The organism is Pseudothioglobus sp. nBUS_23 (assembly GCF_051201565.1).
Taxonomy (GTDB): domain Bacteria; phylum Pseudomonadota; class Gammaproteobacteria; order PS1; family Pseudothioglobaceae; genus Pseudothioglobus.
Map to the genome: position 1 here is coordinate 1,000,925 of NZ_CP179200.1, position 13,179 is coordinate 1,014,103.

A 13,179-nucleotide genomic window follows, 5' to 3' on the forward strand; every position below is an offset into this window, starting at 1 on the left:
ACTTATGGAAATGAATATTAACGAGGTAAAGAACTTTCTTCCCCATCGCTACCCTTTTTTACTCATTGACAGGGTAATCAGCTTTGAATCAGGAAAGAATTTAACTGCCATTAAAAATATCTCTTTTAATGAGCCCCAATTTACTGGTCACTTTCCTGAACAGCCCATTATGCCAGGAGTCCTTATTATTGAAGCAATGGCGCAGGCAACAGGTATATTGGCATTTAAATCAGAAGTGGGTCGCCCTGAAATTGGGCAGATTTATATGCTAGTTGGTGTTGATAAAGTTCGCTTCAAAAGAATCGTTGAACCTGGTGATCAGCTTGAAATTTATGCTGAAGTTATTACAGTTAAGCGTGGAATGTGGAAGTTTAGCTGCACTGCCAAAGTAGAAGGCGAACTTGTGACTTCTGCTGATATTTTATGCACCCAAAAAAAGGCGGATAGCTAACCATGTCTATTGATCCATCGGCGATAGTTCATGAAAGCGCTAAGATTCACAAAAGTGCAGTTATTGCAGCCTATGCGATGATTGGTGCAAACGTTGAAATTGGTCCAGGAACCGTCGTTGACTCTCATGCAGTCATTGAAGGACCAACAAAGATCGGCAAAAATAACCACATTTACTCTTTTGCTTCAATTGGAGGTGACCCACAAGACATTACCTACCAGGATGGTCAAGAGAGTAATCTTGTTATTGGTGATGACAACCTTATAAGAGAGTTTTGCACAATCAATAGAGGCACTGAAAAGGAGAACTCTTTAACTCGAATTGGTTCCAACAACATGCTTATGTCTTATGTTCATATTGCTCATGATTGTCAGCTAGGTGACCACATCATTATGTCAAATAATGCCTCACTTGCAGGACACGTAAGAATATCTGACTGGGCCATATTGAATGGTTTTGTTTTAGTTAAACAGTTTTGCAGTATCGGAAGACATGCCTATGCGGCAATGGGATGTCAAATCAATAAAGATATACCGGACTATATGGTTGCCGCTGGCATTAACCCAAGAATTAGAAGTATTAATACAGTAGGCTTAAAACGAAGAGGTTTCAGTGCCAGCTCAATCTCTTCGATTAAACGTGCATTTAAAGTGGTTTATAGAGACTCTCAAGGTAGGCTGCTAGATCAGGCTCTGAAGGAGCTTGAAGCATCAGAATCTGATAGCGCTGAGGTAATGCAATTTGTTAAATGTATTCGAAATTCAAGAGTGGGCATTATGCGTGGCCCAGTAGATGAGTAGATAATTTCAATTAAGTCATGTCCAAGTCATTTATAAGGTCAAGCAGTATTGTCTCTGCAATGACCTTTATATCAAGGATATTAGGTTTAATCAGAGATTTCATCATTGCTCGTTTATTTGGAGCTAATGAGCTTACTGATGCCTTTTTGGTAGCATTCAGAATCCCTAATTTCTTTAGGCGCTTATTTGCCGAAGGCGCCTTTTCTCAGGCATTTCTTCCTATCCTAGCTGAAACTAAGGCGAACGAAAGTGACATAGAAGTTCAGTTAGTGATTAATCACATTGCGACTAAACTTTTAAGTGTGCTAATGATTATTACACTTGTTGCAGTTGTGGCTGCCCCTTTAGTCATCTTTATTTTTGCATGGGGTTTTTACTTTAAGGCTGATTCCACTCAATTTCATTTGGCGTCAGATATGCTAAGAATAACCTTCCCCTATCTACTATTGATTTCATTAACAGCATTGTCAGGATCAATACTGAACACTTTTGATAACTTTACTGTTCCAGCATTCACACCGGTCCTTCTTAATATTTCATTAATTTTAAGTGCCATTTTTTCATCACAATTTCTCAATAATCCTATTATGGCTCTAGCATGGGGAGTTTTGATTGGAGGCATACTTCAGCTTGCTTTTCAGATTCCTTTTTTAAGAAAAATAAAAAAATTACCGAAATTACAATTTGGACACCATAAAACGATTGACACTCTTAAAAAAAGAATGCTGCCCGCCCTTTTTGGAGTTTCAGTTTCTCAAATCAACCTTCTTGTGGACACTATGATTGCCTCCACTCTAATTGCTGGAAGTGTTTCATGGCTATATTACTCAGATAGACTCCTAGAGTTACCCTTAGCCCTTATAGGAATAGCTCTTGCTACAGTAGCACTTGCTAAACTCAGTAATTATCATGCTCATAAAGATACTTCGAACTTTGTTAAAACCATTAATAAAGCTCTATTAATATCTTTAATTTTGGGATTTCCAGCTTGTCTAGGTCTTATTCTCTATTCTAAAGAGCTAATTATTACCCTCTTTCAATATGGCGAATTTAGTGTGGATTCAGCCATTAAAACCTCATTGAGTCTTCAGGCCTATGGCTCAGGGCTAATGGCATTTATTGCAATTAAGATTTTTGCGCCTGTATTCTTATCAAGAGGAGATACAAAAACTCCCGTGAAAGCTGGAATTGTAGCAATGGTATCAAATATTATATTAAACCTAATACTCGTTCAGTTTTATGGTCATATTGGGCTTGCAGCTGCTACCTCACTGTCTGCATTATTGAATGCTTCAATACTTTACTTCTACTTGATTAAACAATCAATCTTTAAGTTTGATGCTGCTTTCTATAAAATGCTAACTAGAGTCATATTCGCTGTAATTTTGATGTCATCATATATTTTGTTTTTTGATACAAATATTGAAGCGTATTTTGATTCTTCAATATTTGATAGATGCTGGTTATTATTTAAGTCGATAGCTATATCAGCGTCTATTTATTTTTTATCATTATTTGTTATTGGAGTAAGGTTTAAAGATCTATGAATACAGTCAACTGCATCAAATTGAATAAAAAGCTTGAAGGGTTAGATAGAGCGCCCTATCCTGGAGAGCTTGGAAAAAGAATATTAGAATCAGTCTCAAAAGAAGCTTGGCAACAATGGCTTGATTATCAAACAATGCTAATCAATGAAAATAGTTTAAATCTTTTTGATGAATCCTCACAAAGCTACCTCAAGCAACAAATGGAAAATTACTTTTTCTCTGAGGGAGGTAATGTGGATAAGATTGAGGGTTACACGCCTAAATAACTCAACTAAAATAAATTAATATGGCTAATCTTTTCATTATTGCTGCCCCTTCTGGTTGTGGAAAAACATCCTTAGTGAAGGCGCTGCTTGAAAGCTTAAGTAACCTCTCGGTTTCCGTTTCTCATACCACCAGAAAACCTAGAAAAGCAGAAATTGATGGTGAAAACTACCATTTTGTTTCAAAAGAAAGATTTGGTGAGATGATTTCCAATAATGATTTTGTAGAGCATGCTGAAGTATTCGGGAACCTGTATGGAACTGCAAGAAGCAACATCAAGGAGAAATTAGACGCCAATATTGACATAATCCTGGAAATAGATTGGCAAGGTGCTAGACAGGTTAGAGAGAACATGCCTGATTCAATCAGTATTTTTATATTGCCGCCTTCAAAAAATGTATTACTTCAAAGGCTTACAGATCGCGCTCAAGATGATGATGAGACTATTTCTGAAAGGATGAAAAACTCTGAAAGTGAGATGAGCCACTATGATGAATTTGAATATTTAGTCATTAATGATCAGTTTGATTCTGCGCTCAATGATTTAAAGGCGATTATTCAAGATTGTAGCAATAATAAAAAAAATATTGAATTTTCACTTGAAAACCAGATATCAAGACATAGATACTTGTTTAAAGAATTGATATAAATCATTTTTTTGGTATAATTTAGGCCTAATTTATCGAATTAAGGAAGTAAATGAGTGATTTTGCATTATCGATAAACAACGTATCTAGAGATCTGGAGGTACAGAAGTACCCTCCTATTCTAACGCCAGAAGAAGAATACGACCTAGCTATTGAACTCTATGAAAATGGTAGCCTCTCAGCTGCAAAGAAGCTCGTTATGTCGCACATGCGTTTTGTCGCTTTCATAGCTCATGGCTATAAAGGTTATGGATTAGAACAAGCAGATTTAATCCAGGAAGGAACAATCGGTTTAATGAAAGCCGTTAAACGATTCAACCCGCACAAAAAAGTTAGATTGTCATCATTCGCTGTCTATTGGATTCGTGCTGAGATTCATGAGTATATTTTTAAAAACTGGAAAATAGTTAAAGTTGCGACTACTAAAGCTCAAAGAAAACTCTTCTTTAAGCTTAAGCAAGCAAAATCGAACATTTTTCAGTCTTTAACTAATGAACAAGCCAAAGTGATTGCTGATGATCTTGGTGTTAAAGAAAAAGATGTTATTGAAATGGAATCAAGACTGCAGCTTAACGATGTTGCCTTTGAAGTTAATGATGATGAAGATGCTTACACGCCTGAGCATTATGTTGCAGATCCTGGAAAAAATCCTGAGCAATTAGTGCTCAGTGATAAAAATCAAGAAGACCAACACAAAAGGCTTTATCAAGCTCTGTCTTCCTTAGATCAAAGAAGTATCGAAATTTTACAATCTAGGTACTTGAAAGAGGAAAAAGAGACCCTACATACTTTAGCAGACAAGTATGGTGTTTCCGCTGAAAGGGTTCGTCAACTTGAAAACAAAGCTATAAAAAAGCTTAAAGAACGTCTAGAAGAATAACTCTTCTACGATATTTTTTTTTGTAATACCAGGAGAAAACATGGAAATCCGTCCCCTTCACGATCGTGTAATCGTTCGTAGAGTAGAAGAAAAAAAGACTACAGCAAGTGGTTTAATAATCCCTGATTCATCAACTGAAAAGCCTTCAAGAGGTGAAGTTGTTGCAGCAGGAAATGGAAGAATAAGTGCACAAGGAGACTTAATTCCTTTGGATGTTAAGGTTGGTGACACAGTAATGTTTGGACAATATTCAGGTTCAGAAATCACAGTTGGAGAAGAAAAACTCCTAGTGATGAGTGAAGATGAGATTGTTGCAGTAATCGAAGAATAAAGGAGAATTATAATGTCAGCAAAAGACGTAAAATTTAGCTCAGAAGCTAGAGACTTAATGATGTCAGGTGTTAACACTCTTGCAGATGCAGTCAAAGTGACACTTGGACCAAAAGGAAGGAACGTAGTTTTAGACAAATCGTTTGGCTCCCCAGCAATAACCAAGGATGGCGTTTCAGTAGCTCAAGAAATTGAGTTGGACGGTAAATTCGAAAACATGGGAGCACAAATGGTCAAAGAAGTTGCTTCCAAAACAAATGATATCGCGGGTGACGGAACTACAACTGCAACGGTATTAGCGCAAACGTTAATATCTGAAGGGGTAAAGTCTGTTGCAGCTGGAATGAACCCAATGGATCTTAAAAGAGGAATTGACAAAGCAACTGAAGCAGTTGTAGCAACTCTTCAAAAATCATCACAGCCTTGTAAAGATAGTGACTCGATTGCACAAGTTGGTACTATCTCAGCAAATTCGGACGCATCAGTAGGCGCAATTATTGCTGAAGCAATGGAGAAGGTTGGTAAAGAGGGAGTGATTACGGTTGAAGAAGGATCTACGCTAGAGAACGAACTAGACGTAGTAGAAGGTATGCAGTTTGATCGTGGATATCTTTCACCTTACTTTATAAACAATCAAGAGTCGATGACTGCTGATTTAGAGCACCCTTATATCCTTTTACATGATGCTAAAATCTCAAATATCCGTGATTTATTGCCTGCTCTTGAAGCGGTTCAGAAGGCTGGAAAACCCCTATTGATTATTGCAGAGGACATTGAAGGTGAAGCGCTTGCAACACTCGTTGTTAATAACATGCGAGGAATAGTGAAAGTGGCTGCTGTTAAAGCTCCAGGCTTTGGTGATCGTCGCAAAGCAATCCTTGAAGATATTGCAGTTCTAACTGGCGGCACAGTAATCTCTGAAGAAGTTGGATTATCTTTAGAAGGTATCACTGAAGATCAATTAGGCACTGCTAAGCGAGTAGAGATTGGTAAAGATAATACAACAGTGATTGACGGCGCAGGTGCTAAAAAGAATATCTCTTCAAGAATTGGTCAAATCAAAACTCAAATTGATGCAACAAGTTCAGACTATGACAGAGAGAAACTTCAGGAACGTCTAGCAAAACTTTCAGGCGGTGTAGCAGTAATTAAAGTAGGCGCTGCAACAGAAGTTGAAATGAAAGAGAAAAAGGATCGTGTTGACGATGCACTTCATGCAACACGAGCTGCTGTTGAGGAAGGCGTTGTTCCTGGGGGCGGCGTTGCATTTGTTCGTGCAATCTCTTCACTTGATAAGGTTAAGGGAGATAATAGCGATCAAGATGTTGGTATCTCAATCTGTAGGCGTGCTCTAGAGGCGCCCCTAAGGCAAATTGTAACTAACGGCGGCGGTGAGGCCTCTGTTGTTTTAAATGAAGTCTTAAAGGGCAAGTCAAACTATGGTTACAATGCCGCAACTGAAGAGTATGGAGACATGCTTAAAATGGGTATTTTAGATCCAACTAAGGTTTCTCGTGCGGCTCTTCAGCATGCTGCAAGCATCTCTGGACTAATGATTACTACAGAAGCTATGGTTACTGATATGCCACAAGATTCAGCCCCAGCAATGCCGGATATGGGCGGCATGGGTGGCGGAATGCCAGGCATGATGTAAATCTGCTGTTTTAGAGAGAAAAGCCCCATTTTTTGGGGCTTTTTTTTGGTATTATGATTGCCAATTATATCTTTCATAAACTATGTCAAATTACGACGCATCCTCGATAGAAGTCTTAACTGGTCTGGAGCCAGTCAAAAAACGTCCAGGCATGTATACAGACACTGAAAACCCGAATCATCTTGCACAAGAGGTCATTGATAACAGTGTAGATGAGGCGGTCTCTGGATACGCAACTCAAATCAACGTTACGCTGCATAAAGACAACTCAATGTCGGTTGAAGACAATGGCAGAGGAATACCAATAGATATTCATCCAAAAGAAGGCACTCCTGCTGTTGAAGTTATTCTGACAAAACTTCATGCGGGTGGTAAATTTTCTAATGACTCATACCAGTTCTCTGGCGGCCTTCATGGTGTTGGAATATCCGTTGTTAACGCCCTGTCAAGTTCTATCGAAGTATGGATTAAAAGGGATGCAAAGCACTACTTCATGAAGTTTGAATCTAGCGTTAAGTCAAGTGATTTAGAAGAAATAGGTGCGGTTGGAAAGCGCAATACTGGGACGTTAATCAAGTTTATGCCTGATGCACAGTTCTTTGATTCTGTTAAATTCTCTATTAAAAAATTAAGGCACAATCTTAGATCTAAAGCGGTACTTTGTCCTGGACTTGCAGTTAACTTTAAAAATGAAATTGATGAAACTGAGGATAACTGGCTTTTTGAGGATGGCATTAAGGACTACCTACAAGCCTCTTTAGATGGGTTAGATTGTGTGCCAAGCGCCCCTTTTGTTATTTCATTTGGAACCAAAGAGGAGCAGCTTGATTGTGCTCTAACCTGGACCGAAAACACAAGCAATACGACAGCAGAAAGCTTTGTAAATTTAATCCCTACGATTGGTGGTGGGACGCATGTTAATGGACTCAGATCTGGATTAACTGAAGCGCTCAAAGAGTTTTGTGAATTCAGAAATCTTATTCCAAAAAACATCAAATTAACTCCAGACGATGTCTGGCAAAGAATTGCATATGTCCTATCAATCAAAATACTTGATCCACAGTTTTCTGGACAAACCAAGGAAAGGCTCTCCTCTAGAGAATGCGCTTCATTTGTCTCAGGTGTCGTAAAGGATTCTTTTAGCCTATGGCTCAACCAGCACACAGACATTGCTGAAAAAATTGCAGAGCTGGCTATTCTCAATGCACAATCAAGATTAAAGACAGCAAAAAAGGTTGTTCGCAAGAAAATTGTCAGCGGGCCAGCCCTTCCTGGAAAGCTTTCAGACTGCACGAGCTCTGATCTTGAGCAAACTGAGGTTTTTTTAGTTGAAGGAGATTCGGCTGGAGGATCAGCTAAACAAGCAAGAGATAAAGATTATCAAGCCATTCTTCCCTTAAGGGGTAAGATTCTGAATACTTGGGAGGTTGACTCTTCCCAGGTTCTGGCCTCTAATGAAATTCATGATATTAGCGTTGCTATAGGTTTAGAACCTGACAACAGTGATCTTTCTGGTTTAAGGTATGGAAAGATCTGTATTTTGGCTGATGCTGACTCAGATGGACTGCATATCGCCACCTTAATTTGCGCATTATTTGTAAAACACTTCCCTAAACTAGTGAGCCAAGGACATGTCTATGTAGCCATGCCCCCTCTTTATCGTATCGATGCAGGTAAACAAGTATTCTATGCGCTAGATGATGCAGAGAAAGATCAGATTGAAGCCAAACTCATGAAAGAAAACAAACGACAAAAAATACAAGTTCAACGCTTTAAAGGGCTTGGTGAAATGAATCCAAAGCAGCTTCGTGAAACTGCAATGCAGCCAGATACAAGGAGATTGATTCAACTTACCCTAAATCATCCACTTCAAATCTCAGAAACAATGGACATGCTGCTATCCAAAAAAAGAGCATCAGATCGAAAATCCTGGCTTGAAACCAAAGGCAATTTAGCGAATGTCTAAGGCTGTAATTCTACTATCTGGTGGGTTAGACTCAACAACAGTGCTTGCTATAGCAAAATCGCAAGGCTATGACTGCTATGCGCTGAGCTTTGATTATGGGCAAAAACAAAGATCAGAACTAGAGTCATCGATATCAATTGCGAAAAAATCTAATGTCATCGAGCATAGGATTATGAAAATTTCATTAAGCGATATTGGAGGTTCAGCACTAACAGATCAATCTATTGATGTTCCAAAATACTCTGATAGCGATGAAATACCCATAACCTATGTCCCTGCAAGAAATACCATTTTTTTATCTTTTGCTCTTGCCTGGGCCGAGGTTGTAGATTGTCAAACAATTTTTATAGGTGTGAACGCTCTAGATTATTCAGGCTATCCTGACTGTAGGCCAGAATTTATTGAGGCTTTCGAAAATATGGCAAACCTAGCCACAAAGCAGTCTGTTGAGGGAGATAGAATTCAAATCAAGACGCCTTTGATTAGCATGACTAAAGCAGAAATAATTAAAAAAGGGCTTGGTCTTGGAGTAGATTATTCAGAAACTACGAGTTGCTATGATGCTAATATCCTAGGCGAAGCTTGCGGCGAATGTGATGCCTGTGTTCTTAGAAAAATAGGCTTTGAAAATGCCAATGTTAAAGACCCAACCAGATATCAATAAATATTTAAAAAAATTACGATATTTAAATGTTTTTGAAGATAAAATGTAATCTTTTAAACAATTTAAGGATTTAACTCAAAATGAGTATTGAAGAAAGAGTACGAAAAGTTGTAAGTGAGCAGTTAGATGTTAGTGGTGAAATTGACAATAATGCCTCATTTATTGATGACTTAGGGGCGGATTCACTTGATACTGTTGAACTTGTAATGTCACTTGAAGAGGAATTCGATACTGAGATTGCAGATGAGGAAGCTGAAAATATTACAACGATTCAACAGGCAATCGACTACATTAACGCAAACACGTAATAATCTTCATAAAATCTATTAAGGCGTTTACTTTACTAAGTAACACGCCTTTTTTTACGCATTTTTTTGTATTTTAATTGCTTTTTAAATAACTTCCAATTTTAGATAAATCTATTATGAACAAAAGAAGAGTAGTGATTACAGGGCTTGGCATGGTCTGCCCAGTAGGAAACAATGTAGAAGATTCTTGGAAAAATATCCTCAATGGTGTATCTGGAATTTCTTTGATTGAAAATCTTGATACTGAATCACAAGCAGTTAAATTTGGTGGCGCTGTGAAAGATCTCGATGTATCTGAGTACTTAAGTCCAAAAGAAGCCAAAAAAATGGATGTTTTTATCCACTATGGAATGGCTGCTGGAATACAAGCGTTTGAGGATAGCGGACTAGAGGTTAATGAGTCCAATGCGGAAAGAATCGGCGTTGCAATTGGTGCTGGTATTGGCGGCATTTCAACTATTGAAAAAACAGCTGACCTTTTTAGAGAAAAAGGACCAAAAAGAATCTCACCTTTCTTTGTGCCCTCCTCTATCATTAATATGGTCTCAGGAAACATGTCAATCAAGTACGGCCTTAAAGGCCCAAATTTTGCTATTGTGACTGCTTGCACCACTGGTACTCATAACATTGGAGATGCATCAAGAATTATCGAATATGGCGATGCTGATGCGATGATTGCTGGTGGCACAGAGATGTCCTCAACCAATTGCGGTCTTGGAGGCTTTGCAGCCGCTCGAGCTTTGTCCACAAGGAATGATGATCCACAAACCGCTTCTAGGCCATGGGACGTTGATCGTGACGGGTTTGTTCTTGGTGATGGAGCTGGAGTCGTAGTTCTCGAAGAGTATGAACATGCAAAAAAGCGTGGTGCTCGAATCTATGGTGAGCTTTCTGGATACGGAATGAGTAGTGACGCTTATCACATGACACTCCCTTCAGAAGGTGGTGAAGGCGCAGCAAGATGTATGAAAAATGCAATGAATAATGCAGGCATCAACCCAGATCAACTTGACTACATTAATGCTCATGGCACATCAACACCTGCCGGAGATATTGCTGAAACCGATGCCGCAAAGCTTGCACTCGGATCTCACTCAAAAAATATTGTGATGAGCTCAACTAAGTCTATGACTGGCCACTTATTAGGAGCTGCTGGAGGTATTGAGGCGGTGTTTACTGCCTTGGCCATAAGAGATCAAATAGCTCCTCCAACTATTAACATATTTAATCAAGACCCAAAGTGCGACCTTGATTATGCGGCCAATGAGGCGCGAGAAATGAAGATAGATCACGCAATTTCTAATTCGTTTGGATTTGGCGGGACTAACGGCTCTATACTGATTTCAAAAGCCCCTTAGAGAAACTTTAGTTTTCCTCTAAGATAATTGTCGCCGCTTCAGAAAGCTCAGAATCTGGAATGATATTTCTGACAATATTAAAGATTCTTTTAGCGCCGTTAGTGACACTATTAAAGGCTTCTTTTTTATTGATAATTAATTGCCAGCTGTTATCTGTAGATTTAAAGTCAAAAGCACCTCCAATTATTGCCAGGGCTAAAATGGCGCCGAGTAGATATTTAATCATGCTTTATTTTAACTTTAATCTCAATGAGGATAGATTTTACCAATTTTATAGGCATTAAACTGAAATTCCTGACGCTTTCAATAATCCATCCATTTTTGGCTGACTTCCCCTAAAGCTAACATACTGCTCCATAAAATCAAGACTCCCACCAATCTCAAGAATTTGAGCTCTGAAATCGCTAGAAGTTTTAGAACCAATGCCTCCATTTTCCCTTACATACTCATACGCATCAGCTGCCAGCACTTCAGCCCATTTATAGCTAAAGTAGCCGGCTGCATAGCCGCCACTGAAGATATGTGAGAATGCATTTAAAAATCTGTTCTCTTTAACAACTGGAATTAATGAAGTCTTTGCCCTAACCTCTTCAAGGATGTCATAAGTATCAGCATCAGAAATATGAGTCTTCATATCCCACAAGGCAAACTCACACTGCCTTAACATCTGCAGACCTGACTGAAAGTTTTTTGAATCAATTACCTTTAGAAATAATTCATCAGGGAGCTTTTCTCCAGTTTTCCAATGGCCCGATATCAAGTCAATAACCTCTCTCTCATAACAGAAATTCTCCATATATTGACTGGGAAGCTCAACCCCATCCCAAGGAACGCCGCTAATTCCAGCTGCACAAGGGAATTGAACTTTCGTTAATAGGTGATGAAGTGCATGACCAAATTCGTGAAAAATAGTGACAATTTCATCGAAATCAAATAGGGCAGGCTTACCCTCGGAAGGTGAATTCAAATTACAAACAACAAAAGCAACTGGCAAAGAATCTTTGTAAAGACCCTGATAATCTGACATCCAGGCACCGCCGCGCTTATTTTCCCTGGCATAGACATCCAAATAAATTCTGCCAATAAGCGCATCATTTTCGTGAAGCTCGATTACCCTTACATCTTCATGATAAGATTTCTCATCAATTTCAGTTAACTCAACTCCATAGAGATTCTCAATAGTCTTAAACAGGCCATTGAATACACTTTTTTCAGGAAAGTATGGCTTTAGATCAGAACTCTTAAAGTTAAATTTTTTCTGTTTTAATTTTTCTGAAAAATACATTAAATCCCATGGCATCAGCTCATGACCTGCGAAGTCTTGAAGCTCTTTTAATTCTGACTGGGCTTGAGGCAAAGACAGATCTATTAGTTTTTCCAGGAAATCCACAACTGCATCTGGGGAATCAACCATTTTTGATTCAACTGAATATTCCGCATAATTTGAAAATCCTACCAGCTGAGAGAGCTCTGACCTTAGCTCTAAGATTTCATCCATTATTTTGCGATTATCAAAATCCTTCGAAGTAATTCCAACATCAGAAGCTCTAGAAATGTATGCCTTGTATACCTCTTCTCTTAGCTCCCTATAGTCAGCATATGTCATTAAATCAATATAAACAGGCACCTGAAGACTGATCTCGTAATTTTCTCCCACTCTAACTTTAGATAATTCATTCTCTCCAAAGCCCTTTAGATCTGAAACAGACACAGTCTTTTTCCATGAGTTTGTTGCTTGCAGAACATTTTTAGAGAAATTATTACTGAGTATGCTTAACTGCTCCTTAATTTCTTTGAAACGAGAAGATTTGACTCCATCAAGTGCAACACCAGAGAGCTCAAAGCTGCGTAAAGATTCTTTTACTATGTGCTTTTGCTGCTTACTTAATTTGGTTTCTTTCACCCTACTAAAAGCTTTATATAATTCTTTATTCGCTCCCAAATCACTGTAGTAGTTTGAAATTAAAGGCAGTGTTTTTTCATACTGTTTATTGAAGTCATCAGAAAACATGACTGAATTAAGATGAGAGTTAACACTCATTTCTTTACCAATATGATGCTCAGCTTTATCCAGAACATCAATCACACTCTCCCAATCTTTGCCCTGACTTGCAAGAGAGGATTGTGCCTCTCCTAAATTAATAGCTTTACTGATACTATTTACAATATTTTTGGGTTTAAAATTTGGAGAGAGGTCTGATTGCATACAAACGTTAGGATTTAATAAAAAACAATCATTTTAAAATAAGATATTTAAAAGTAAATGAATTTTAGAAGTTGATTAAAAAAAGATTAGGTGAAGCTAATTCC

General features: G+C 38.3%; 14 protein-coding genes. 12 read left to right on the top strand and 2 right to left on the bottom strand.

The features are described 5' to 3' along the window. Positions 1–4: 4 nt before the first annotated feature. The 12 genes from fabZ to fabF all read left to right on the top strand — a co-directional run bounded on the left by fabZ (position 5) and on the right by fabF (position 10,869). Complete coding sequence (gene fabZ, locus ACMAZA_RS05125) at positions 5–451, top strand: 3-hydroxyacyl-ACP dehydratase FabZ (protein ID WP_435187586.1); 447 nt, start codon at positions 5–7, stop codon at positions 449–451. 2 nt (positions 452–453) lie between these two features. Next, positions 454–1,251 (top strand): acyl-ACP--UDP-N-acetylglucosamine O-acyltransferase, encoded by a 798-nt coding sequence (lpxA, locus tag ACMAZA_RS05130; protein WP_435187588.1) that lies wholly within the window; start codon positions 454–456, stop codon positions 1,249–1,251. Between the two features lie 17 nt (positions 1,252–1,268). Continuing rightward, a complete protein-coding gene (gene murJ / locus ACMAZA_RS05135; protein WP_435187590.1) occupies positions 1,269–2,798 on the top strand; it encodes a murein biosynthesis integral membrane protein MurJ in 1,530 nt (509 codons plus the stop codon). After that, on the top strand, positions 2,795–3,064 hold the full coding sequence (locus tag ACMAZA_RS05140; RefSeq protein ID WP_435187592.1) for an oxidative damage protection protein: 270 nt from the start codon (positions 2,795–2,797) through the stop codon (positions 3,062–3,064). Before murJ ends, ACMAZA_RS05140 begins: the two co-directional genes overlap by 4 nt. Positions 3,065–3,084: 20 nt before the next feature. After that, positions 3,085–3,711, top strand: coding sequence for a guanylate kinase (gene gmk / locus ACMAZA_RS05145; protein WP_435187594.1), 627 nt, complete (start codon positions 3,085–3,087; stop codon positions 3,709–3,711). 50 nt (positions 3,712–3,761) lie between these two features. Beyond that, positions 3,762–4,589, top strand: a complete 828-nt coding sequence (rpoH, locus tag ACMAZA_RS05150) for an RNA polymerase sigma factor RpoH (RefSeq protein ID WP_435187596.1) — start codon at positions 3,762–3,764, stop codon at positions 4,587–4,589. 40 nt (positions 4,590–4,629) lie between these two features. After that, positions 4,630–4,920, top strand: coding sequence for a co-chaperone GroES (locus ACMAZA_RS05155; protein WP_065353453.1), 291 nt, complete (start codon positions 4,630–4,632; stop codon positions 4,918–4,920). 12 nt (positions 4,921–4,932) lie between these two features. Beyond that, positions 4,933–6,573: a chaperonin GroEL gene (groL, locus tag ACMAZA_RS05160; RefSeq protein ID WP_435187598.1), complete on the top strand. Its 1,641-nt coding sequence runs from the start codon at positions 4,933–4,935 to the stop codon at positions 6,571–6,573. Between the two features lie 82 nt (positions 6,574–6,655). Then, positions 6,656–8,539: a DNA topoisomerase IV subunit B gene (gene parE, locus ACMAZA_RS05165; protein ID WP_435187600.1), complete on the top strand. Its 1,884-nt coding sequence runs from the start codon at positions 6,656–6,658 to the stop codon at positions 8,537–8,539. Continuing rightward, positions 8,532–9,203 carry a 7-cyano-7-deazaguanine synthase QueC gene (queC, locus tag ACMAZA_RS05170; protein ID WP_435187602.1) on the top strand — a complete coding sequence of 224 codons (672 nt, stop codon included), beginning with the start codon at positions 8,532–8,534 and terminating at the stop codon, positions 9,201–9,203. Before parE ends, queC begins: the two co-directional genes overlap by 8 nt. An 80-nt stretch (positions 9,204–9,283) precedes the next feature. Next, complete coding sequence (gene acpP / locus ACMAZA_RS05175) at positions 9,284–9,511, top strand: acyl carrier protein (protein ID WP_435187604.1); 228 nt, start codon at positions 9,284–9,286, stop codon at positions 9,509–9,511. 116 nt (positions 9,512–9,627) lie between these two features. Then, the gene (gene fabF / locus ACMAZA_RS05180) at positions 9,628–10,869 is read left to right on the top strand and encodes a beta-ketoacyl-ACP synthase II (RefSeq protein WP_435187606.1); all 1,242 of its coding nucleotides are present in this window, start codon (positions 9,628–9,630) and stop codon (positions 10,867–10,869) included. Between the two features lie 7 nt (positions 10,870–10,876). Here the strand turns inward: fabF and ACMAZA_RS05185 are convergent, their stop codons facing one another. After that, positions 10,877–11,095 (bottom strand): hypothetical protein, encoded by a 219-nt coding sequence (locus tag ACMAZA_RS05185; RefSeq protein WP_435187608.1) that lies wholly within the window; start codon positions 11,093–11,095, stop codon positions 10,877–10,879. Positions 11,096–11,149: 54 nt separating this feature from the next. Further along, complete coding sequence (locus tag ACMAZA_RS05190) at positions 11,150–13,075, bottom strand: M3 family metallopeptidase (RefSeq protein ID WP_435187610.1); 1,926 nt, start codon at positions 13,073–13,075, stop codon at positions 11,150–11,152. Positions 13,076–13,179: the final 104 nt, after the last annotated feature.